This is a genomic window from Acidimicrobiales bacterium, from assembly GCA_040219515.1.
Classification (GTDB): Bacteria; Actinomycetota; Acidimicrobiia; order Acidimicrobiales; family Aldehydirespiratoraceae; genus JAJRXC01.
Genome location: JAVJSI010000017.1, coordinates 42,806 through 65,346, shown reverse-complemented (window position 1 = coordinate 65,346; position 22,541 = coordinate 42,806). Strand labels below are relative to the sequence as shown.

24 protein-coding genes and 3 tRNA genes are annotated in these 22,541 nt (G+C 67.6%); 8 read left to right on the top strand and 19 right to left on the bottom strand.

What is annotated here, in order from left to right; genetic code table 11:
• Positions 1-3: 3 nt before the first annotated feature.
• Positions 4-363 (top strand): CrcB family protein, encoded by a 360-nt coding sequence (locus RIB98_17495; GenBank protein ID MEQ8842777.1) that lies wholly within the window; start codon positions 4-6, stop codon positions 361-363.
• Positions 360-680: a CrcB family protein gene (locus RIB98_17490; GenBank protein MEQ8842776.1), complete on the top strand. Its 321-nt coding sequence runs from the start codon at positions 360-362 to the stop codon at positions 678-680. Before RIB98_17495 ends, RIB98_17490 begins: the two co-directional genes overlap by 4 nt.
• Here RIB98_17490 and serS read toward each other — a convergent pair.
• The 10 genes from serS to RIB98_17440 form a co-directional block, all read right to left on the bottom strand.
• Complete coding sequence (serS, locus tag RIB98_17485) at positions 673-1,965, bottom strand: serine--tRNA ligase (GenBank protein MEQ8842775.1); 1,293 nt, start codon at positions 1,963-1,965, stop codon at positions 673-675. The two genes, RIB98_17490 and serS, sit on opposite strands and share 8 nt — an antisense overlap.
• Before the next feature lie 71 nt (positions 1,966-2,036).
• Positions 2,037-2,945, bottom strand: a complete 909-nt coding sequence (locus RIB98_17480; GenBank protein ID MEQ8842774.1) for a cytochrome c oxidase assembly protein — start codon at positions 2,943-2,945, stop codon at positions 2,037-2,039.
• Positions 2,946-2,949: 4 nt separating this feature from the next.
• The gene (locus RIB98_17475) at positions 2,950-3,309 is read right to left on the bottom strand and encodes a cytochrome C oxidase subunit IV family protein (protein MEQ8842773.1); all 360 of its coding nucleotides are present in this window, start codon (positions 3,307-3,309) and stop codon (positions 2,950-2,952) included.
• A 13-nt stretch (positions 3,310-3,322) separates the two neighbouring features.
• Complete coding sequence (locus tag RIB98_17470) at positions 3,323-3,952, bottom strand: heme-copper oxidase subunit III (GenBank protein MEQ8842772.1); 630 nt, start codon at positions 3,950-3,952, stop codon at positions 3,323-3,325.
• A gap of 2 nt (positions 3,953-3,954) precedes the next feature.
• A complete protein-coding gene (gene ctaD, locus RIB98_17465; GenBank protein ID MEQ8842771.1) occupies positions 3,955-5,961 on the bottom strand; it encodes a cytochrome c oxidase subunit I in 2,007 nt (668 codons plus the stop codon).
• A 1-nt stretch (position 5,962) separates the two neighbouring features.
• A complete protein-coding gene (gene coxB / locus RIB98_17460; protein MEQ8842770.1) occupies positions 5,963-7,249 on the bottom strand; it encodes a cytochrome c oxidase subunit II in 1,287 nt (428 codons plus the stop codon).
• Position 7,250: 1 nt separating this feature from the next.
• The gene (locus tag RIB98_17455; protein ID MEQ8842769.1) at positions 7,251-8,099 is read right to left on the bottom strand and encodes a hypothetical protein; all 849 of its coding nucleotides are present in this window, start codon (positions 8,097-8,099) and stop codon (positions 7,251-7,253) included.
• A gap of 7 nt (positions 8,100-8,106) precedes the next feature.
• The gene (locus tag RIB98_17450) at positions 8,107-8,697 is read right to left on the bottom strand and encodes a cytochrome c oxidase subunit 3 (GenBank protein ID MEQ8842768.1); all 591 of its coding nucleotides are present in this window, start codon (positions 8,695-8,697) and stop codon (positions 8,107-8,109) included.
• Positions 8,698-10,362 carry a cbb3-type cytochrome c oxidase subunit I gene (locus RIB98_17445; protein MEQ8842767.1) on the bottom strand — a complete coding sequence of 555 codons (1,665 nt, stop codon included), beginning with the start codon at positions 10,360-10,362 and terminating at the stop codon, positions 8,698-8,700.
• 201 nt (positions 10,363-10,563) lie between these two features.
• Positions 10,564-11,457 (bottom strand): heme o synthase, encoded by an 894-nt coding sequence (locus RIB98_17440; protein ID MEQ8842766.1) that lies wholly within the window; start codon positions 11,455-11,457, stop codon positions 10,564-10,566.
• Between the two features lie 59 nt (positions 11,458-11,516).
• On the opposite strand from RIB98_17440, the gene RIB98_17435 reads away from it, so the two are divergent.
• Genes RIB98_17435 through RIB98_17425 form a run of 3 tightly spaced genes read left to right on the top strand, consistent with a single transcriptional unit; the run spans position 11,517 to position 13,154 of the window.
• Complete coding sequence (locus tag RIB98_17435) at positions 11,517-12,377, top strand: COX15/CtaA family protein (protein MEQ8842765.1); 861 nt, start codon at positions 11,517-11,519, stop codon at positions 12,375-12,377.
• Positions 12,374-12,661: an ATP-dependent Clp protease adapter ClpS gene (gene clpS / locus RIB98_17430; protein ID MEQ8842764.1), complete on the top strand. Its 288-nt coding sequence runs from the start codon at positions 12,374-12,376 to the stop codon at positions 12,659-12,661. The genes RIB98_17435 and clpS overlap by 4 nt, the downstream gene beginning before the upstream one ends.
• 28 nt (positions 12,662-12,689) lie before the next feature.
• Positions 12,690-13,154 (top strand): DUF2017 family protein, encoded by a 465-nt coding sequence (locus tag RIB98_17425; GenBank protein ID MEQ8842763.1) that lies wholly within the window; start codon positions 12,690-12,692, stop codon positions 13,152-13,154.
• Here the strand turns inward: RIB98_17425 and RIB98_17420 are convergent.
• From RIB98_17420 to RIB98_17405, 4 genes are read right to left on the bottom strand one after another with little or no spacing between them, the layout of a single operon-like run.
• Positions 13,151-14,614, bottom strand: coding sequence for a PH domain-containing protein (locus RIB98_17420; protein MEQ8842762.1), 1,464 nt, complete (start codon positions 14,612-14,614; stop codon positions 13,151-13,153). The two genes, RIB98_17425 and RIB98_17420, sit on opposite strands and share 4 nt — an antisense overlap.
• Entirely contained in the window at positions 14,611-15,072 is a 462-nt protein-coding gene (locus RIB98_17415) for a PH domain-containing protein (GenBank protein MEQ8842761.1), read from the bottom strand. Before RIB98_17415 ends, RIB98_17420 begins: the two co-directional genes overlap by 4 nt.
• A 36-nt stretch (positions 15,073-15,108) precedes the next feature.
• A complete protein-coding gene (locus tag RIB98_17410) occupies positions 15,109-15,945 on the bottom strand; it encodes a DegV family protein (GenBank protein ID MEQ8842760.1) in 837 nt (278 codons plus the stop codon).
• On the bottom strand, positions 15,942-16,568 hold the full coding sequence (locus RIB98_17405; GenBank protein ID MEQ8842759.1) for a glycerol-3-phosphate acyltransferase: 627 nt from the start codon (positions 16,566-16,568) through the stop codon (positions 15,942-15,944). The genes RIB98_17410 and RIB98_17405 overlap by 4 nt, the downstream gene beginning before the upstream one ends.
• A gap of 129 nt (positions 16,569-16,697) precedes the next feature.
• Between RIB98_17405 and RIB98_17400 the strand changes: the two genes are divergently transcribed.
• Positions 16,698-16,770: transfer RNA gene (locus tag RIB98_17400), tRNA-Glu, on the top strand.
• A 68-nt stretch (positions 16,771-16,838) separates the two neighbouring features.
• Here the strand turns inward: RIB98_17400 and RIB98_17395 are convergent.
• Positions 16,839-17,567 (bottom strand): hypothetical protein, encoded by a 729-nt coding sequence (locus RIB98_17395; protein ID MEQ8842758.1) that lies wholly within the window; start codon positions 17,565-17,567, stop codon positions 16,839-16,841.
• A 144-nt stretch (positions 17,568-17,711) separates the two neighbouring features.
• Between RIB98_17395 and RIB98_17390 the strand changes: the two genes are divergently transcribed.
• Positions 17,712-17,789, top strand: a tRNA-Asp gene (locus RIB98_17390).
• Between the two features lie 31 nt (positions 17,790-17,820).
• Positions 17,821-17,896: transfer RNA gene (locus RIB98_17385), tRNA-Phe, on the top strand.
• 65 nt (positions 17,897-17,961) lie between these two features.
• On the opposite strand, the gene RIB98_17380 is transcribed toward RIB98_17385, so the two are convergent.
• From RIB98_17380 to pyrE, 4 genes are read right to left on the bottom strand one after another with little or no spacing between them, the layout of a single operon-like run.
• Positions 17,962-18,333, bottom strand: a complete 372-nt coding sequence (locus RIB98_17380; GenBank protein MEQ8842757.1) for a nuclear transport factor 2 family protein — start codon at positions 18,331-18,333, stop codon at positions 17,962-17,964.
• 35 nt (positions 18,334-18,368) lie between these two features.
• On the bottom strand, positions 18,369-20,513 hold the full coding sequence (locus RIB98_17375; GenBank protein ID MEQ8842756.1) for an FAD-dependent oxidoreductase: 2,145 nt from the start codon (positions 20,511-20,513) through the stop codon (positions 18,369-18,371).
• A 44-nt stretch (positions 20,514-20,557) separates the two neighbouring features.
• Positions 20,558-21,961, bottom strand: a complete 1,404-nt coding sequence (locus tag RIB98_17370; protein ID MEQ8842755.1) for an NAD-dependent malic enzyme — start codon at positions 21,959-21,961, stop codon at positions 20,558-20,560.
• 25 nt (positions 21,962-21,986) lie between these two features.
• Positions 21,987-22,532, bottom strand: a complete 546-nt coding sequence (gene pyrE, locus RIB98_17365; protein MEQ8842754.1) for an orotate phosphoribosyltransferase — start codon at positions 22,530-22,532, stop codon at positions 21,987-21,989.
• Between the last annotated feature and the right edge of the window lie 9 nt (positions 22,533-22,541).

Below are 22,541 nucleotides of genomic sequence, written 5' to 3'. Positions count from 1 at the left end.
GCCGTGGAGCTACCGAAGCCGGTTCTGGTCGCGTCCGGTGGCCTCGTCGGCGCCGGCACCCGTTGGGCGTTGCTGCAGGTCGCCGACGATGCGGCCTGGGCGCTCGTCGGCATGAACGCGATCGGTAGCTTCGTTCTCGGGATGCTGATCCACGGTGCACTCCGGGGCGACGGCTCCCGCCGACTCGGCGTCGGCGTGGGATTCTGCGGCGCTCTGACCACGTTCTCGACACTGGCGGTCGACGCGGCGCATCACCTCGACGCCGGCTCGCCGCTCGACGGCGCCGGCCTGCTGCTCGCCAGCGTGGTCACCGGTCTCGTCGCGCTGCTCGGCGGGATGGCCACCCGACGGGAGTCCGCATGATCGTCGCGTCGTTCGCGGCCATGGCGATGGCCGGCACCGTCGCCCGGTGGCAGTTGGCCGAGCGGCTGCCGCCACCGGTCGGCACGCTCGTGGCCAATCTCGTCGGGTCGTTCGCCCTCGGTTGGCTGAGCGGTGCGTCAGCCGCCACATCGACCGTGATTGGGGTTGCCGCTCTCGGGTCGTTCACGACGTTCTCGACGCTGATGCTCGAGCTCGTGGCGCTGTGGGACGCGCGGCCCGGGGCGGCGACCGGCTATCTCGCGCTGACCATTGTCGGCGGCGTCGGCCTCGCGTGGTTGGGCCTGTCGATCAGCTAGCGGGCGCCGGGATCTCGGTCATGCCGCCCAGGTAGGGCAGCAGTACCTCGGGCATCGCAACCGAGCCGTCGGCCCGGCGATACGTCTCGATGATCGCCGCCCAGACGCGGGGTACCGCCAGACCGGAACCATTGAGGCTGTGGACGAAACGGGTGCCCTTCTCGCCCTCGGGCCGGTAGCGGATGTTGGCTCGGCGAGCCTGATAGTCGGTGCACCACGAGACAGAGGAGACCTCGAGCCAGCGATCAGCGCCCGGCGCGAAGACCTCGATGTCGTAGGTGCGGGCGCCGGCGCCGCTGATGTCGCCACACGCCAAGTCGAGCACCCGATGGGCGAGACCGAGATCACGAATGGCGCCCTCGGCTCGCTCGAGGATCTCCGTGTGCATGGCCACGGCCTGATCGGGCGTGCAGAAGGCATAGAGCTCGACCTTGTCGAACTCGTGGACCCGCAGCAGCCCTCGCGTGTCGCGGCCGGCGGAACCGGCCTCGCGCCGGAAGCACGACGTGTGGGCCATGAGTCGCAGAGGCAGTTCGGCCTCGTCGAGGATCTCGCCGGCGACCATCGACGTGAGGGGCACCTCGGCGGTGGGAATGGCCCACAGGTCGTCGCGCTCGAGGTGGTACGCGTCGTCGGAGAACTTGGGCAGATGGCCGGTGCCGATCATCGTCTCGGTCTTGACGACGGTCGGCGGCCGCACCTCTTCGAAGGCGTCACGATTCCGGTCGAGGCCGTAGGAGATCAGGGCTCGCAACAGGCGGGCGCCGGCGCCGCGATACATCACGAACATCGAGCCCGACATGCGCACGGCGCGGTCGACGTCGAGGATGCCGAGCTCCTCGGCCACCTCCCAGTGGGGCACCCGCTGGTGTTCGGCGTAGGAAGCCGGATCGAAGTCCTCCACCCGCAGCTCGACGTTGTCGTCCTCGGTGAGCCCGTCGGGAGCCTCTGGCGAGGGCATGTTCGACACGTTGAGCAGCAGGGAGCGGATGGCCTCGCCGAGCTCGTCGGCCGCGTCGGACAGCGACTTCTCCCGCTCGCCCAGTGCACGGCTCGTGTCCTGCAGATCGGCGGCCTCGTCGGCCTTGCCCTCCTTGTGCAGTGCGCCCACCTGCTTCGAGAGCTGCTTCACCTCGGCCCGGATGTCGTCGCGTTCGGTACCGATGGCCCGCAGCCGGGTGTCGAGCTCGATCACCTCGTCGATCGAGGAGGTCGACTCGCCGCGACGCGCGATGGCCGCCTTGACGGCCTCGGGATCGGTACGAATCAGCCTGATGTCGAGCATGGCGACGACGGTATCGCCTCACCTCCCCCCAACCCCGTCAAATTGAGGCGGGGTGACCACCGCGGAGGTGGCTAACTCGACTCGATTTCGGGCTCGCGTGGGGGGACGCCGGCGTCGTCGAAGGCTTTCGCCACATCGGAGTAGGTGAGTCGACCTGCGGTCCTTCGGCCTTCGAAGTCGGCCGCTCGAAGGGTGGCGGTGTAGCGGAAGAACCGGATGGCGATGAGGCCCCAGAGGTAGAAGCCGCCGATGACCTTCATGATCGCCCCGGCGAGCTGTTGATCATTGGTCGGGTTGAGGCCCCAGAGGTTCGTGTCGGTGTCGTAGGCCTCGTAGACGACACCCTCGGCGAACGTCAGCCAGCCGGCCGGGACCGTGGGCACGATCGACATGAGGAAGAGGTAGAGGAGCTTTCCCGGTTCGCTCATCTGGACTTCCTTGAGCGGGCCGAGGACCGGGAACCACATGAGCAGCGCGGCGCCGAAGATGCACAGGTGGATCATGTAGTGGAACGGACCGTTGTCGGCGCTCGTGTTCACCACCGTGCCCCAGTGCGTGAGGATCTGGAAGATGTTGAAGATCACCCCGGCCACGACGGGCTTGGTGAGCACCCGCAGGACCCGTGAAGTGGTACCGCCGTCGAGGATGAGGAGACGGGCCAGCCACTCGGGCATCGCCAGCAACAGCAGCGGCGGCACGATGAAGGTGATGAGCAGGTGCTGGAACATGTGCACCGAGTAGAGGTACTCCTCGGCGATGTCGTGCATCGGATAGTCGGCGGCGACCCACAGGAGGATCACGCCGACGGCGAAGAAGCGCTTCTGGGCGGTGGTGACCACCGGCTCGCCTGCGGGTACCACCAGCGGCCCGATCGACCGTGTGGCGTAGTACCCCATCCCGACGATGCCGGCGATGAGCAGCCACACCTCGGGGTGCGGCTGGAACGACCAGGGACTTGCGGCGAGGAGGTTCGCCGTCATGACATCAGGCCCAGAACTCGAAGGCGCTCAGCGCGATGATGTAGACGCCGGTGGCCAGCACGAGGCCGGCCAGGAACATTCGGCCGAAGATCGGGTTGTCGAACTTCAGGTGCATGAACCACGTGGCCACGAGGTAGAACTTCACGACCATGAGCACGAGCAGTGTCGTGATCGTGACCGCGTTGTTCTCGAAGATCGGCAGGGCCGACTCGAAGTAGGTCAGCACCTCGATCGTGGTGAACACGGCGAGGACGAGCGCGATCTTGATGTAGGCCCAGTCCGACGGATGCTCGTGGGCTCCCGCCTCGTGCGCGTCGTCGGCTGCATCCTCGGCGGTGGCGGTCTCGGTGACGGTTTCGCTCATGTTCAGGGCTCCGTTACTCGGTCGGGATGAGGTAGATGACGGTGAAGATGAAGATCCACACCACATCCACGAAGTGCCAGTAGAGGCCGACGACCTCGACGGTCTCGGTGTTCTTGGGGGTGAGCTTTCCCTGCTTCGAGGCGACGACGAGCGACATCAGCATGACGATGCCGAGACTCACGTGGACGCCGTGGAAGCCGGTGAGCGTGTAGAAGGCCGAACTGGCGGGGTTGTGGGTGAAGCCCACTCCCTCGCGCAGGAAGGCGGTGAATTCGTAGACCTGACCGCCGATGAAGACGCCACCGAGCATCGCAGTGGTGAGCAGCCACGCCCGGGTGGCCCGGTTGTCGCCCCGGGTCAGTGCCGACAGCGCCAACACCATGGTGAGCGAGCTCATGAGCAACACGAACGAACTCACCGAGGTGAACGGGATGTCGAAGATGTCGGTCGGGATCGTGGTGTTGTCGGGGCCGGGGCCGCGACGGGTCTTGTAGAGCAGGTAGGTCGAGATCAGGCCACCGAAGAGGAGGCATTCCGACCCGAGGAAGGTCCACATGGCCAACTTGGTGTTGGAGATGCCGGTGGATGTCCCGTGGCCGTGATCGTCGTGGGTGTCGTGGCTCTCGAGCGTGGCTGTTGCCATGATCACTCGCCTCCTTCGGCGCCGGCGGTGACCGCGGTTGCGTGCTCAGGGTCGTCGTCAGGGTCGTCGTGACCGTCGTCGTGATGGTCGTCGTGCCCGGCGTCAGGGTCATCGACGGGTTCGAGGGCCCACGAGTACATGGCGATGCCCGTGAGGGCGCCACCGATCACACAGAGCCACAGGTTGAAGATCAGGCCATAGCCGATGAGCGGCAGTCCGGCAGCCAACACCAGCGGCCAGAACGACGGCGCCGGGAGGTGCACACCTGTGGCCGAGCCGTCCTGGGCGGCTTCCTCGATCGTGGCGATGCGAACGACGCGCTTGTCCTCGTCGTAGCCGTACTTGCGATGCCACCATTCGTCGACGCCCTCGACCACCGGAACGGTGTCGAAGTTGTGCTCGGGGGTGGGCGAAGGAACGCTCCACTCGAGGCTGCGGGCGTCCCACGGGTCGGGTCCGGGGGCCGGGAGGTCGGCGGCATCGCGCTTCGACTTCCAGATGTTGAAGAAGAGCACGAGCATTCCGGCCGCGATGGTGAACGAACCGATGGTTGCGACCAGGTTCCACAGCTCGAAACCGAATCCTGGCGAGTAGGTGTCGATACGGCGGCTCATGCCTTGGAGACCGAGCACGTGCATCGGACCGAAGGTGAGGTTGAAACCGATCAGGATCAGCCAGAAATTGACCTTGCCGATGGTCTCGTTGAGCATGAAGCCGAAGATCTTCGGGAACCAGAAGTACAGGCCACCGAGCAGACCGAGCACGCCGCCACCGAAGATCACGTAGTGGAAGTGGGCCACGATGTAGTAGGTGTCGGTCTGCTGGGTGTCGGCCGGCGCCAGGGCGTGGGTGACGCCGGACACACCGCCGATGGTGAACATCGCAACGGCGCCGACCGAGTAGAGCATCGCGGTGGTGAGGCGGATCTTGCCGCCCCACATCGTGGCGAGCCAGTTGAGGATCTTCACGCCCGTCGGTACGGCGATGAACATCGTCGAGAGCGAGAAGGCGGCCACCGAGAACGGTCCGATGCCCGACACGAACATGTGGTGGGCCCACACGCCCCAGCCCATGAAGCCGATGGCGATGCCGGAGAAGACCATGAACGAATAGCCGAAGATGGGCTTGCGGCTGAACGTCGGGATGATCTCCGAGATGATGCCGAAGCTCGGCAGGATGATGATGTACACCTCGGGGTGACCGAAGATCCAGAACAAGTGCTGCCACAGCAGTGGATCACCGCCGGTCTCCGGATTGAAGAACTGGGCGTCGAAGAGCCGATCGAACATCAGCAGGAAGAGCGCCACCGTGATGACCGGCAGGGCGAAGAGCAACAGGAACTGCGTGACGAGCATCAGCCAGGTGAACATCGGCATGCGGAACAGCGACATGCCGGGCGCCCGCATGTTGAGCACGGTCACGATCAGGTTGATGGCACCGATCAGCGACGCGATGCCGGCGATCTGCAGGCCGAGTGCGTAGAAGTCGACGCCATTGCTCGGTGAGAACGCCACGCCGCTGTTGGGCGAGTAGCAGAACCAGCCGCAGTCGGCGCCTCCGCCGCCCACGAACCACGAGGTGTTCAAGAAGATGGCGCCGGACAGCCAGATCCAGAAGGACAGGGCGTTGAGACGGGGGAACGCCACGTCACGGGCGCCGATCTGGAGCGGGATGAGGTAGTTCGCGAAGGCCGCGGCCAGCGGCATCACGAACAGGAACACCATCGTGACCCCGTGCATCGTGAAGACCTGGTTGTAGACCTCGGCCGAGAGGAACTGTCCCTCGGGGGCCGCCAGCTGGATGCGGATGAGCAGCGCTTCGATACCGCCCACGACGAAGAAGAACATGGCCGCGACGCCGTACATGATGCCGATCTTCTTGTGATCGACGGTGCTGAGCCAGTCTCGCCAGCCGTTGCCGCCCTGGGGTCGGGTGAGGGCGCCGAGCGGACGGGCCGCGGCTGCGGTTTCACCCGTTGTCAGTGCGAGGGGCTCTTCGGTGATCGCCATGTCACTCCACCTCCGTGGCTGCGATGCGCTCGTCGGGTGGGCGCGGGCCCAGCGTCTCGAGGAAGACGACCACGTCGTCGATCTGTCGTTCGGTCAGGTTGCGGTTGGGCATACCGCGGGGCAGCTCGCCGTCCGCGAGGTCGTTGGCGAAGTTCGCCTTGATGTCGGCCGGATTGCGGATCCATGCCGCCAGGTCGTCGCGATTCACCGTGCCGTCCTCGTTGTAGAGATCGAGGATGCCGCCGGCGAAGGTGGTGTTCTGCATGAGGTGGGTGAGGTTCGGCGCCGAACCGGACACGACCTCGGCGCCGTCGTAGTCACCGTCGTTGAGCCCGTTGACCAGGTGGCACGAGGCACACTGGGCGACGAACACGTCGAGTCCGCGCAGGGCCATACCGGGATCGTCGGGCAACGAACCCGCGCCGGTCTCGATGTAGGAGTCGACATAGGGCTGGAGTTCGTCGTCGAACGTGGCCGGCGACATCTGGATGTCGATCCACTCCTGGAACTCGGGCTGGTCCATCGCGATGGCCTGCATGCGCATGCGGCTGTGGGAGAGACCGCAGAACTCGGTGCACTGACCGAAGTAGACGCCGGGTTCATCGGCCTCGATCTTCCACGGCGAGAAGCGGCCCGGCACCGCGTCGCGCTTGCCGTTGAGGCGGGGAATCCAGTGTGAGTGGATCACGTCGCGAGAAGTGATCACGAGGTCGACCTCGACACCGGTGGGGATGGCGAACTGGCCGGAGGTGACGATGTCGGCCGGCGGCAGGTCGCGCGGGTCCTCGAGCATCGAGGCATCCATGTCGAACTCGTTGAGGTAGTAGCGGTACTCCCACCACCACTGCTGGCCGACCACGACGATTGTCGGGTCCCACGAGGTGATCTCACCGGCGACCTCGATCTCGATGGCGGCCGCCTCGTCCTTGTTGATGGCGATGTGGGTGACCACGGTGGCAGCGGCGATGATCGCCATCACGAGGGCCGGGCCGATGGTCCAGCTGATCTCGAGGGTGTTGTTGTGGGAGATCTGCTCGGGGAATTCGTCGTCGCCCTCGTAGCTGTCGACCCGGTTCTTCACCGACAGCCAGAGGACGGCGGCGCACACGAGCACCAGGACGACGCCGCCGACGATGAACACCGGAAGGACGAGATCGTAGATCTCGTTGGCGACGTCGCTCTCGGGCTTCAGGGTGTCGAGTTCGGCGTCGCTCGCGCAGCCGGCGAGCAGGAGACCCAGCATCGCGATGAGGCCGGCACCGGGAAGGCGCCGTCGGAAGTTGCGCATGTCACTCACTGTCTGTGTCTCCGTCAGAGTGTTCGCCATCGTCTTCGGCATGATCCTCGCCGTCGTCCTCGGCGTGATCCCCGCCGTGGCCCTCTTCGCCCTCGATCTCGTGCGGGTGGAATTCGCGTTCACCGTCGACGGTTGCCCAGACGCCGCCGCCGAGCACCACGACACCGACGACGAGCGCCAGGCCGGTGGCGATGTTGCGGTTCATCTTGACGTCGAGGGCGCCGAGCACGCCGACACCGAGGATCACCACGGCGACGACACCGGCGATGACGACGGCGCCCAGCGGCGAGACGTTGAGGAAGATCCGCGACACGGCGAGAACGCCGACGGCGACGAGCGCCGTGCCGGCGGCCGGAATCTCGATCGGCGCCATGATGCGGTTGCGCAGGGCCCGGTTGGCTGCAGGGTCGCCGGTCGCCCGGTCGGCCCATGCGTCCATCATCCACTCGATGGCCACGGCACCGACGATGACGAGGCCGGTGATGAAGACCGCGGTGTTGAGCACGAGGCCCACCGCCATGGTGCCGACGCCGAACGCGCCCACGATGGGCCACGGGCTGGCGGTGACCGGCGCGCTGGGCGCGATGTCGTCGACCCCCATGTAGTCGGCCTGGTCGGCCGGGTCGGCGTCGCGGAAGAAGATCAGCGTGAGGGCGACGCCCATGGCGGTGACGCCCAGGCCCACGAGGAGGCCGTAGCCGACATGCTCGCCGACGCCGCCCTTCCAACCGAGGGAGAGCGGGCCCATGTGGTTGCCGCCGGTGGTGTAGCCGTAGAGGACACCGGCGGTCGCGAGCGCGACGCCGGTGCCGAAGAAGAACTTGAAGCCCGTGGTGAACATCTGATCCCTACTTCGTGACGAAGATGACGTACCAGGCGATCGCATACATTGCGACGACTGTGTTCCAGTAGAAAGCGGCCGCGGCGACCGAATCGGCCTTGCGGGGGCCGAACTGCCCGATGAGGGCCCGCAGGAAGGTGAGTGCGACGAAGACCACCGCGCTGATCATGAACGCCGTGAAGGTGCCGAGCACCACGAAGAACATGAACTGGGCGTTGGTGGCCGAGAGCGTGAAGCCGGTGTCGTTGATGATGAACCAGAGCTGATTGAACACCGCGGCACCGAAGAGGCTCGACAGCGCCAGCGCCACGAGGGCGTTCTTGCGGTCGTCGTTGGTGATGGCCTGCAACGCCCATTGGATGGTGAAGATCGACAGGATCAGCGTGGAGAGGACGAACCCGGCCGGTCCGAGTTGCACGGCGCCCTCGGGGAACCACTCGCTGTCCGAGCCGACGGCCTCGGCCCGCTCGTGGACATAGACGAGCACGACCCCGACGAACGCCATGAAGGCGGCAGCGGAGGCGAACATGGTGCCGACGAGGACCGTGCGGGGACGGGTGACCTCGGCCGACGGGAGACCGGTGGTGGCGGCAGTCATCTAGGGCTCCCCTCCTTCGTCGGTTGGTGCATCGAGCAGGGGTGCCTCGGAGGTGACGAGGGCGGGCGCCTCGGCGAAGTTGCCGGGGGGCGGCGGTGTGGCGGTGGCCCATTCGAGGGTGTGACCGCCCCACGGGTCGTCGGCCGCCGTCTCGGTGGAGCGCAGAGCCTTGCCCAGCGCGGCGACGAGGCCGAGCACGCCCACCGCGATCAGGAGCATGCCGAGGAGCGACACGACGTTCAGCGCGTCGCCCACGTCGTCGGTGGGGGCCACGAGCGGGACGACGCTGGTCTCGAAGAATCCGTTGACGACCTGGGCACCGCCGAGGAGCAGGCCGCCGCCGATCAGGCTGACGGCAACGAGTCGGCCCATCATCGGCGGAAGCTCGCTGCCGCCGATCTTCGGGGCCCAGAACCACATGCCGGCGACGGCTGCGGCGATGGCCGAGAAGAGGACGAGGTTCATCACGCCGCTGGTGGTGACGCGATCGCCGAGCTCGAACGGTTCGACGACGCGAGCCACACCGGCGGCGGTGCCGACGAGCAGCAGGAGGCCGGCACCGAGCGCACCCAGCACATGGGCCGGCGGAAGTCCGGCGAAATTGTTGCGACCGCGGAACAGCGCGTCGGCGGCGCCGCCCAACGCACCGAGGACCGGCAGGATCGCGGCGATGCCGAAGGCGATGTAGACGAACTTCTCGTCGTAGCGCACCACGGCGTCGCTCGTGGGCTGGAAGTAGGGCTGGGCCCAGGCGCCGACCGAGAGGAGCCCGAAGAACCCGATGAGGCCCATCGACAGGCCGTGACGGCCGGCCCGCACCCCTGCGGTGACGGGCACGATCGAGCCGAGCACGCCGAGTACGGGGATGGCGAAGGCGTAGACCTGCGGCTGCTGGACGAGCCAGTCGACCTGGCCGTAGATGCTGAGGTCACCGCTGAGCCCGCCGCCGAACGTGCCGGGACCGTTGTGGAGGTCGACGTAGGCGATCAGGAGGTTGGCGAGCAGCACCGGCAGGGTGAGCAGCCAGACGGCCGAGGCGACCAGCATCGACCAGGCGAACAGCGGGGCTCGCAACAGCGTCATGCCCTTGACCCGCATGGAGACGACGGTGGTGGCCACACACAGCGCACCGAGCAGCAGTGAGATGACGACCATCGCCATGCCGACGAGCGTGAGCGCGACGGCATCGCGCTCGTCGCCGCTGGCCTGATCGACCGCACCCCAGCCGCCACCGGCGAGCACCGCGACGATCATGATGACGGCGCCGATCATGAAGCCCCAGGCGGAGGCGAGTGCGGCGCGGGGGAAGGCGATGTTGGTCGACCCGACCTGCATCGGTGCCACGACCATGGCCAGACCGATGAAGAGCGGTGCGGCGACGAGCAGCGCCAGACCGATGCGATACAGGGCCCACACCTGGAAGTAGGCGTTGTCACCGCCGAAGATGTCGGTGGAGGCGCCGTCGACTCGTTCGAAGCCCAGCAACACGCCGAGAGCGACCGCGCCGATCAGCATGAGCACGCCGGCGCGCAGCCAGAGACGGCCGATGATCTTGTGGTCGGTGCTGGTGAGGGCCTCGTAGAGCCCGGCGACAGGAGAAGCCACCGCAGCGGCGCTGTCGGCATGGGCAATGTCAGTTGCCGGCGGTGAGTCGGTCATCGTCATGGTGGCAGGTGTCCTCCGACAGTTGCACCGGGACAGCGGTGGCGCAGCTGTTGCTTCGTTCGTGGCACACGACGGCGCGAGCCGCGAAGAACGCGACAGCTTCGAGGTGCAGTACCGAGACGGGAGCCTACAACCCTCCGCGCACCGGTATGGAAACCGGGCGGCAGAGGATTTTCGACGGATTTTCTCCGCCGATGGTGCTCAGAAGCCGTTGCGGACGATCTCATCGGCGGCCATCGCGCCGAAGAGCAGGGTCACATACGTGATGGACCAGCCGAACAGACGCATGGCAAGTGCGGGCTCAGGGCGACGAAAGACCTGTACCGCGAGACCGGTGAAGACCGCGCCGAGCACGACGGCGGCCACGTAGTAGGTGGCGCCCATGTCGGCCACCGGTCCGAAGGCGAGGGTGAGCGCCCAGAGGAGGAGGGTGTAGACGACGATGCGGCCGCATGTGGTGCGCAGCGAGGCGACCGCAGGGAGCATCGGCACGTCGGCCGCCTGGTAGTCGTCCTTGTAGCGGATCGCCAGGGCCCAGAAGTGGGGCGGCGTCCAGTAGAAGATGATGGCGAACAAGATGACGGGCGGCCAGTCGAGCTCGTTGGTGACCGACGACCAGCCGACCAGCACCGGCACGGCACCGGCGGCCCCGCCGATGACGATGTTGTGGGTGGAGGTGCGCTTCAACCACATCGTGTAGACGAACACGTAGAACAAGGTGGCCGACACGGCGAGTACCGCCGACAGCAGGTTCACGAACCCCCAGAGGAACGCGAACGCGGCGATCTCGATGACGAAGGCGAAGATCAGGGCTTCACGCGGGGTCACCTCGCCGGTGACGAGCGGACGGCCCTTGGTGCGTTCCATCAACCGGTCGATGTCGCGATCGATGTACATGTTGAACGCGTTGGCACCACCGGCGGCGAGGGTGCCGCCCAGCACCGTGGCGACCATCAGCCACAAGGACGGCACGCCGCCCTCGGCCACGACCATGGTGGGCACGGTGGTGATGAGGAGAAGCTCGATGATCCGCGGCTTCGTCAGCGCGATGAAGGCGAGCGCGCGCGGACGACGGGTGGGGACGGTGGCGGTCACGAGACACAAGGCTACGGCCGACAGGGCAGGACCGCCCAACGGGGCCGTACGCTTTCGTCGTGAGCCCGGCCCGCTACCTCTCCCTCACCCGTGCCGCGTTGTGGTCGCTGACGATCATCGTCGTCAGCGGTGGCGCGGTTCGGCTCACGGGATCGGGGCTCGGCTGCTCCGACTGGCCGAACTGCGAGGAGAACCAACTCGTCTCCGACTTCGAGTTCCACGGCCTGATCGAGTTCGGGAATCGGATGTTCACCGGCGTGGTCACGGTCGCGGTGGTCGGCGCGGTACTCGGGTCACTGCGCCGCACGCCGCGTCGCGCCGACCTCATCCGCCTGTCGTGGGGCCTCGTCGCCGGCGTGCTCGCCCAGATCGTGCTGGGCGGCATTCTCGTCAAGACCGAGCTCGACCCCCGGTTCACGATGGGCCACTTCCTGCTCTCGATGGTTCTGCTGTGGAACGCCGCGGTGTTGATGCACCGTGCGGCGATTCCCGATCCGCTCGTTGCCCCTCCCCCGCGCCATCCACTGCGTCGATGGACCCGTGGCATCCTGCTCGGCGGTGCCGTCGTGCTCGTCATGGGCACGATCGTCACCGGTACCGGACCCCACTCGGGCAGCGACGAGGCCGAGGTGGCCGAACGGCTGCCGTTCCTCGTTCGTGACGTCACCCGAATCCACAGCGTCACGGCGCTGGCGCTGATCCTCGCGGTGATCCGCCTGGTCTGGGTGGCGCGCAATCGACATCACGGCGAGTTGATCCGACCGGCGGCGATCGTGTCGACACTGCTCATCGCCCAGGCCGCGGTCGGCTACTGGCAGTACTTCACGGGGGTGCCCGTGCTGTTGGTGGCCGTCCACATCACGCTCGCGTCGATCACGTGGATTCACATCGTCCGGCTCGATCAGGTGGCGCGGACATGACGGCGCCGCTCAGTGTCATCGAGCCCGACATCGACAGCGACGACGATCTCTCCCGTCCGTGGAAGGTCATCGTCTGGGACGATCCCATCAACCTGATGAGCTATGTCGCCTTCGTGTTCCAGAAACTGTTCGGCTTCTCCGAGGAGAAGGCCAACCGCCTCATGATGGAGGTCCACGTCGATGGTCGCGCCGTCGTGTCGTCGGGTCCGAAGGAGAAGGCCGAGAACGACGTCTTCCGCCTCCACGAACACGGCCTCTGGGCCACGATGGAGCACGACTCGTGAGTGCGACCGAGAACAGGGAGCACGACTCGTGAGTGGGTTGCCCTTTCTTCCGGGCGGCGATCACACGGTCGTGGTCGATCTCCAGGACGGGGAGCAGGAGGTGTTGACGAACCTCATCGTCGACCTCCGCCACCTGCTCATGGCGGACTCCCACGACGCGCTGCGTCGGTTGAAGCCACCCGCTCACGCCGACAACGCCGAGGCCGAGGCCGCCTATCGGGAACTGGTCGACGACGACCTGCTCCGGTCCCGACTCGACCTGCTCGACACGGTCGAGGCCGGTGTCGGTGGCGCGACCCTCGATGAGGACGGCATCGCCGCGTGGATGCAGGCGCTCAACATGATGCGCCTCGTGCTCGGAGAACGTCTCGAGCTCGACGGCGTCGATCTCGTCGCCGACGACCTCCCCGATGGTCCGGCCAGTTTCCTGTTCCAGTGGGTCGGCGAACTGCTCGAGCTGCTCGTGCGAGCCGTATCGGTGTCAGGACGCTAGAGGCGGAGCTCCCACCGCGTCGTCGCGGCGGCGGTGGCCAGCTCGTCGATCAGCGCCCGGCAACGTTCGGCCGGAAGGTCGGGCACCGACACATGGTTGCTCGGTCCGATCCCGGCGGTGGTCACGACGAGGTCGCTCAGACCCAGGCGGCGCTGGAAGAGAGAGGTCCGGCTCGACACCGACTGCACGTTCGCCAGCGGGATCTGGGTGAGGTGCTCGATGACGACGCCGCTGCGCACGACGAGTCGACGACCGTCGATGGTCATGCCGTAGCGCCGGTACCGGACCCGGGAATACCACACGGCCGGCGGCCAGAACACGAGCGTGGGGACCATCGCCAGAACCGGGTGGGCGAACCAGAGCGCAACCGAGGCGGGCAGGACCACCACCGCGTAGGCGACGGCGAAGCGGACGAGCTGGCGACGGATCGTGAGCTCGCTCACCGACTCGAGCGGCACGCCGAAGGCGGGGTCGACGTCGACCGATCCGAGCACGATCCTCTCGACCTCGGTGCCCTTCGCCGCCGGTGAGAGGACATTGATCGGGACGCTCCCACCGGTCGCCTTCCCCGTGGCGGCCGAGAACTGGATCTGGTGGAGGTCGATTCGTCGAGCCACCGGGCCCGAACGAACGGTCAGGGTCTGGATGCGATCGGGCCGCACCTCGACCTGTCGCCGCGACAGCAACCCGGCCTCGATCGTCAACGAGCGCGACGAGCGGAGCAGGCGGAACCCGCCGTCGACCACGATCCGCCCGATCAGCGGAAAGACGAGAATCGTCGTCACCACGATGCCCAGCACGGTCGCGTTGGCAAGTGCCGCGGCGGGACCGACGCGCCACGCGATCACGGCGAGGACGATGGGTGCGAGCAGCGCGACCGCCGCCAGCGCGGGAGCGATCGATGCCAGCTCGAAGCGGATCAGGGCGCTGATCGAGGTGAGGTGCAACAACGCCGCCGGAGGTTCTGGCGGTGGCGCCAACGAACTGACTCTCTCACCCTCGACCGTGGCACGCGGCGGCGCCGGCCTCGACATCGACCGAAGTCGAGCCGTGAGTTCGATCGCGTCGGCCTTGGTGAGAAACCGGATCTCGACGTCGCCGTCGGCCGATGCCTCGGCGACCTGGACGAGCGCGAGACCCACGGCTCGCGCCGCCACCGGCTCGACCACCGACACCTGTTGGATCCGCTCCAGGGGGATCGCGCGGGCCTGGCGATTCAGAATGCCGGAGCGATGGTGCACCGCCTCGTCCGTGACGGCGAAGCCGGTCATGAACCAGCCGAGAGCGCCGAAGGCCACCGTGGCGAAACCGCCGATCAGCGCGACGGTGTCGAACCCGAGCCCACCGCCGCCGAAGGCCAACACCGCCAGGAGCGGGAACGCATTGCCCGTGATGAAGCCGACGATCAGCACCACCACGGTCAGCGGATGCGGACGACGCCAGTGCGGGGCCGCGCTCACCCGCCCAGCTCCGAGCGAAGCCGGTCCGCCGCGTCCCGCTCGAGGTGGGGAATCGTCAGGTTCGGCGTGTGCGTGCCCGCGGTGTGGATGACGATCGAACTCAGGCCGAGCCGGCGATCGATCGGTCCGGTGCGGGTCGTCAGCGTCTGCACCCGTGATCGCGGCACGATCTGCGTGCGGCGGACGAGCACGCCGCTTCGCCGCTCGACCCAACGGTCGTCGACGCCCCATCGCCATCGGTCGAAACGCAGTTCGATCGTCCACCAGCGCAGCAAGAGGTACACCACGGCGACGACGACCGTGGTGATCGAGAGTGCCGGGAGGTCCGCGAGCACACCGGCGGCCACGCCGATGCCGAGAATGAGAAGCGTCTCGAGACCGGCGCCGACGCGCCACAGGGTCTTGATCGCCGACGGGAGTGGCACGACGGCGATGGAGCCGTCCTCGAGAGGAGTCACACCCCAAGTATCGACGAGCGGGCGACCCGGGCGCGCTCACGTCTCCACGGGGTACCAGAATCCGCCTGCCGTGCCCGGGCCGGTGTGCGCCGCGATCGACGGACCGACTCGATAGCGGACGAGATCGTCACACCGTCCGCTCGCCCGGAGCCGGGCCTCAATTCCTTCGGTGAACACCGCGGTCGCCGGGTCGGCCAACGACACGCCCGCCCGGAACGGCCGACCGTCGGCCAGGAAGGGGGCCACCATCTGATCGCAGAGCTCCTCGACGGTGTGACCCGTCGCCAGCACGTCGATGGCGCCGCCGACCCCGCCGAGCACCATCACCCCGTCGTGATCGTCGGCCAGGTGCGGGGCGAGCCGGCCGCCCCGCCGTGCGAAGTCGAGGGCCTGGATGATGAAGGTGGTGCCGATGGTCGGCGCCGTGGCTCGTGCGCGATCGGCTGCCTCGGCGGCCGCGGCTCCGTCAGCCAGCGCGGCGCCCGCCTCCCAGACGCAACAGGTGACGCCGAACGACGCCGTACCCGAGTCGACGAGATGGACCGGCACGCTCGTGGCGTCGGCGGCGAGCCGGGCCGAGTTGATCGTGCCGGAGTGGACCTCGCCGACGTGCACCGAGACGATCTCGTCGGCCCCCGCGGCGATGGCGCGTGCGTACACGTCGGCGAACTGGCCTGGACTCGGTTGTGAGGTCGCGACCTCGGGAAGGTCACCACCGCCGAAACGCTCCCAGAAGTCGTCGGCGTGGAGGTCGACGCCCTCCCGATAGTCGACACCCTCGACGGAGACCACGACCGGCACCACTTCGACGCCGAACCGGCGAGCGAGATCTGGCGGGATCTGCGAGGACGAGTCGGTGACGAGCGCGATCACGTGCGCGCGTTCTGGTTGAACGCCGCGACGTTCTCGGCTTCCGTGCGAAATCTCACGGCGATCACCAGCGACGATGCGAGGGCTGCGATCGGCAGCGCGGCGGTGGGCTCGACACCCCCTGGGTTCGGGAAACCTCGACGCCACGCGAGCAGGCCACAGCCGAACCAGGTGGCACTCGCCAAAGCTGTCGCTGTCCGCGTGCGTTGACGGAGGAAGGGCAGCATCGACGTGCCGACGGCCACCGCGATGTCGACCGGCAGATACGCAGGAAAGGTCGCGACGACCTGTCCGACCGACGTGGCCACGCCCTTCCCACCGCGACGACCACGCGGGAAGCAGTGGCCGACGACGACGGCGGCCGTCGCCGCGATGTTCGCGCCGGCCGGGCCTCCGATCCTCGCACCGAGACGACCGGCGACGAAGCCCTTGCCGACGTCCGCCGCCGACACCGCGAGACCCCACTTCCGGCCGAGGACGTGGCCGGCGTTCATCGCGCCCGGGTTGCGAGTGCCCGCCACCCGAAGGTCAGCACCACCCGCAGCACGCGATGCGAGATCAGCCGACGGCAGGTTGCCCACGCCATAACCCACCGCTGCCGCAGCCAGGGAGGCGATCACACGCACGGCGAGGAAACCACGGCCGCCAGTATCGCATGCCCGGTTTCGCTGCCGTGCTGCGGACCCGCACAGATTTTCGTGTCGGTCTCGCGCCGACCCCGTATCCTTGTCGCTTGATCGGTCCTGCCGATCGGGGCCCCGTTCGTCCAGTGGCCTAGGACGCTGGCCTTTCACGCCGGTAACACGGGTTCGAATCCCGTACGGGGTACACCGGCCCCACGAGCCCGGACCACGCCCACTCGGGGCAGGGTCCGGGCTCGGGCTCTTCTGGATGCGCTATGCGGCGGTTCTGGGGGCAAGCCGCACGATCGCCTCGTGTTCGATCGCGGCCACCGGCCGATGGTCGATGCTGATCCGCACGTCGACCACCGCCCTCTCCCCGGCCCGGCTGTCGAGGCGTCCGACCAACCAGGCTTCGACCACGGCAGTGTCGCCCGGTGTTGCGGTCCCGAGATGGCGGATCCTCGATCGGGTGTGGACCCACGGCCCATCCACCAACTGGGTCGAGAACACACGGTTGGCCAGCGCCGGCCACACGACGGGATGCACGATGTCGAGGTCGGTACAGAGCCCGAGATCCTCACCGGACCGGGTCGCGTAGCCCGTCCATCGATCGGTGAGTTCGACGACCAGCGGGTCGAGTCGTTCACCGACGGCTTCCGACGGCAACTCGCCCCCACGACCGACGACCAGGGTTGCGCAGCGGCCCGACGAGGTGCGGGCCTCGATCTCCCAGCCGGACTCGTGCGCGGCGGCACCGATCTCGACCAGCTCGTCGGCGACCACCGGGGCCCTGAATCGCACCTCACCGGAGCCGCCGCCGATCCAATCGAGCCCCCAGGCCTGCACTGCGGGGCGGGTGAGATAGCCGTAGATCGTGGTGCCCGCGACGACGGCACCCGGATAGCCGGCGGCGACACCCCCGGCGTGGGTGTGGACCGGGTTGTCGGCGTGCTCGGCAAGATTCACCGCGTGGATCGACCACGACGGAAGGGACTCGGTCATCGTCGGCGAACCTACGGGCGAAGAAGGCCGACGTACAAGCGACATACCGGGTTGTGATCGCGGGGTTCCTGCCGTACCTTTTGACTCTCCACACGGTGGCCTCGTGCTGCGGTGTGGAATCTTCGCCCGGTTCGCCGGGCGGGGGGTCCTGTAGATCAGTTTGGAGTGATCGCCACCCTGTCAAGGTGGAGGCCGCGGGTTCAAATCCCGTCAGGACCGCCACACGGCCACCCTCAGGGGTGGCCGTTTGTGGGGTCGGGTAGCTCAGTCGGCAGAGCGACCGCCTGAAAAGCGGTAGGTCCGGGGATCGACGCCCCGCCCGACCACCACCACAACGACCCGGCATTGTCGTCACCGGCAGCGCCGGGTCGGTGATGTTTTGCGCCGCCGACAGCTACGCGAGTTCAGCGAGAAAGCTGGCCGTGTCGAAGTACTGTCGGACCGTTCGGATCACTCCGTCGTCGAACACGTAGTAGCTGAGCCCGTGGTTGGAGGCTCGCCCCTCCCCCGACGGGTGAGGAATCGACCAGACCCATTCGGCGACCACCGTCGACTCCGCCTCCACGACAAGCTTCATGTCGAGTCGGATCCCGTCGACCGGGTCATTCTGCTGCCTGATCGTGCGCAGCAGCTCACCGCGGCCGTGGACCGTGTACGTCGGCGCCCACGCGTCCACGTCTTCGTGGTAGCAGGCCGCGAACTCGTCCCAGTTCTTCTCCGTCGATGCATCAGCCGCGCGACAGAGGACGTCGAAGAGCACACCCATCGACGAATACTCGCACACCTGCCGACGTGGGAGGCTCAGCCGACGGCGAGACCGGCGTGGAATCCTTCGCGCATCGCGCCCTCGAGATAGCCGACGCCCTTGCAGTCCCCGATCACCGTGGGGACGAAGCCGGCGGCGCGGAACCGATCAGCGACGCCTTCGTCCGCCACCAACCCGGTGGCGATCACCACCGAGTCGACAGGCACCGACACCACGGGATCGTCGCCGACGACATAGCGCACGGCACCGTCGTCGATGCCCTCCACGGTGGCGCCGGTCACCAGGCTCGCGCCGTCGTGGCGGAGGTCGGTGAGCACCCGCCAGCGCCGGGGATGGGCCATCTCCGTGGCGAGCACCTCGCCTTCCTCGATCACGGTGACCGTGCGGTCGCGCGCGACCAGGAACTCCGCGAGCTCGATGCCGACGAGTCCGCCACCCACGATCGCCACCCGCTTACCGATCGGCATGTAGTGCTCGGTCAGCTTGGCGAGTCGGCCGGGGTCATCGAGCAGTCCGACGCGACGACCGACGGTGGCGGCCACCCGACCGACCAGGGGCAGCTTGGCCACGGCGGCGCCCACATCGCCCGTTCCGGTCAGCATCGCCCGCAGGTCATCGCCGTCGACGACCAGGCGTCGCTCGGCGCCCGGCAACCTCGACTGTTCGCGGGCTGCGCCGGTGGCGATGATCAACTCGTCGGGGTCGAGCGCTCGCACGGTGTCGATGTCGGCCGGGGTGCCGAGCCGCACGTCGATGTCGGCGACCTCCATCTGGCGGGTGAGCCAGCGCAGGAGCCGCAGGTTGGGTTCGTACACCAGCGCGGCGAACCGCAACGCGCCACCGAGATGGTCCGACGCCTCGAACAGCGTGACCTCGTGACCCCGCGAGCTCGCGATCCGGGCTGCTTCCATGCCGGCCGGGCCACCGCCGATCACCACGACGCGCTTCGACGTGGTCGCCTTCGTCCGTTCGACCTCGCCGAGCTCGACCTCGTTGGCCAGGACCGGGTTGACCGCACACCTGACCCGCTGGTCGAAGAACGGCTGGGCCACGCACGTGTAGCAATTGATGCAGGGACGGATGTCGTCCTCACGACCCTCGGTCAGCTTCCTGGCCGTCTCGGGATCCGCCAGCATCTGCCGACCCATGGCGATCAGGTCGGCCTTGCCGTGGGCGATCATCTCTTCGCCCGTGTGCGGCCTGATCCGACCCACCCCGATCACCGGAACGGCGACCGCCTTCTTCAGCCGACCGGAAAGCGCCGCATGCTTGGCCTCGCGGTGCGGCAGCGTGCCCTCGGTGAAGGCCGAGGCCGAGGTCATGTCGCCGTAGGCGCTCAGGTGGATCGCGTCGGCGCCGGCTTCGACCGCGAGGCGAGCGGTGACCTCGGTGTCCTCGAACACGATGCCGTCGGGCGTCTGGTACTCGAGCGCGTCGAGCCGGCACCACACGGGATAGTCGGCGCCCACCCGCTCCTTGACGGCCCGGATCACTTCGCAGAGGAACCGCGAGCGGTTCTCGATGCTGCCGCCGTAGTCGTCGTCGCGCCGGTTCCACTGCTTCGACAGGAACCCGGACAGGAGATAGCCGTGGGCGCCGTGGATCTCGACGCCATCGAAACCGGCCTCCTCGGCCCGACGCGCGGCTGCGGCGAAGGCCTCGGTGACGTCGGCGATGTCGTCGAGCGTCATCGCCTTGTAGTGCGGGGCGCCGCCACCGTTGGCCGCGGCCATCAGACCCATCTCCCCGGCGGTCAGGTCCTGGATCATGCTCAGCGATCCGTGCCACTCGGGGATCGACGGCACCAGAACGTCATTCCCCTTCATCGTGTCGACTCGGGACACCTTCCCGTGATGCACGAGCTGCACCGCCATCTTGGCCCCGTGGGACTGCACTCGGGAAGTGAGCTCGCGCAGCGCCGGAATGAACGAGTCCTGCGACATCCCGATCTGGTGCACGGAGTTGGCACCGCTCGGATACGCGATGGCCGCCACTTCGGTGATGATCAGACCGGCGCCGCCTCGCGCTCGTTCCTCGTAGTAGCGAACGATGCCCTCGTTCGCCCGCCCGTCGGAGTCGACGATCTCGACGCCCATCGGGGCCATCACGATGCGATTGCGCACCTCCATCGAACCGATCGAGATCGGTGACAACAGCCGGGGATACGCAAGTTGGGACATCGGGGTCAGACCCTATTGTCCCAACTCGGCTGGGGACAGCCTGATCAGGCGCGGATCACCCCGTCGGCCACCGCCGCGTCGGCGACGGCGGATGCCACTGCCGGCGCCACGGAACGATCGAAGACCGATGGCACGACGAACTGCGGGTTGAGCTGGTCCTCGCCGACACAATCGGCGATTGCCGATGCCGCGGCCACCTTCATGCGCTCGGTGACGCTGTGGGCGTTGGCATCGAGCGCACCCCGGAAGATGCCGGGGAATGCGAGCACGTTGTTGATCTGGTTCGGGAAGTCGGACCGACCGGTGGCCATCACCGCGGCCAGACCATCGGCCTCTTCGGGGCGGATCTCGGGATCGGGGTTCGCCATCGCGAACACGATGGGATCCTTGGCCATCTTGCGGATGTCGGACGCGTCGATCAGGTTCGGCGCGCTCACGCCCATGAAGACGTCGGCTCCGACCAGGACCTCCTGGAGGGTGCCGGCGCGGCGGTCCTTGTTCGTGTTCTCGGCGAACCAGCGCTTGGCGTCGTTGAGTCCGTCGCGGCCCTCGTGAACGGCACCGAGGCGGTCGGCACCGATGACGTCGCCCACACCGGCGTCGAGCAGGATCTTGCCGCAGGCGACCCCTGCGGCACCCATGCCCGAGATGACGACGGTGATGTCGCCCATCTTCTTGTCGACGAGCTTCAGCGAGTTGTTCAGGGCGGCCAACGCGACCACGGCCGTGCCGTGCTGGTCGTCGTGGAAGACCGGAATGTCGAGCGCCTTCTTGAGGCGCTCCTCGATCTCGAAGCAGGCCGGCGCCGCGATGTCCTCGAGGTTGATGCCGCCGAACGTGGGCGCCAGCCGGATCACCGTCTCGATGATCTCCTCGATGTCCTGGGTGTCGAGGCAGATCGGAAACCCGTCGACGCCGCCGAATTCCTTGAACAGCAGGGCCTTGCCCTCCATGACCGGCATGGCCGCAGCAGCACCGATGTTGCCGAGCCCGAGCACGGCACTGCCGTCACTCACGATGGCCACCGTGTTCTTCTTGATCGTGTATTCGTGGGCAAGCGCCGGATCGTCGTGGATGCTCATGCACACGCGGGCCACACCGGGTGTGTACGCCATGGCCAGATCGTCGGCATCGCCGACCGAACACAGCGGGAGGACCTCGATCTTGCCGCCCTCGTGGAGCTTGTAGGTGCGGTCCCACCACTCGAGCACGGTGACGCCGTCGAGGGCGTCGACGGCGGTCGCGATCTGCTCGGCGTGTTCCTCGGACCGGCAGTGGACGTCGATCGCCCGCACGACCGTGGGTCCCTTGGCCTCGAAACCGGGGATGGCGGCGATGTTGCCACCCGCCTCGCCGATCGCCGTGGCGAACTTGCCCATCGTGCCGGGCACATTGTCGAGAGAGATCTTGAGGGTGATCGAGTAAGCAGCGGTGGGGGCATTTGGCACGGGGCGAACGCTATCCGCGCCGAGGTCAGTCGCCGTAGTCGAAGCCGAGGTCCGGGGCCGTGACCAGAGCGGTGAAGGGGACACCCACCTCGGCGGCCATCGCCGCGCAGGTACCGCCCCGGTCGACGATCGCCATGATGAGGATCGGCTCGGCCCCGAGCTCGCGGACCGCCGTCACCGCCTCGAGCGGCGAGATCCCCCGGGTGACCGTGTCCTCGGTGATGACCACCTTGTCGCCCTCGAGCAGCGCTCCGGCCAGGCGGCCGGTGACCCCGTGGCCCTTCGCCTCCTTGCGGATCGAGAAGGACCGCAGGTCGCGGCCGCGGGTGGCCGCAACCGCCGCGATGCCGAATGCCACCGGATCGGCGCCCATGGTGAGTCCACCGATCGCCGTCGCCTCGGCGGGAATGACGTCGAGCGCCGCATCGGTGATGGCGATGACGCCGTCGGGCCGACACGCGGTCTGTTTCGAGTCGATGAACCAGCGGCTCTTCTGACCGGACTTGAGGGTGAAGTCGCCCTCTCGAACGGAGTGTTCCTTCAGGTGGGCGAGCAACGCAGCGGAGACCATGGCGCCGAT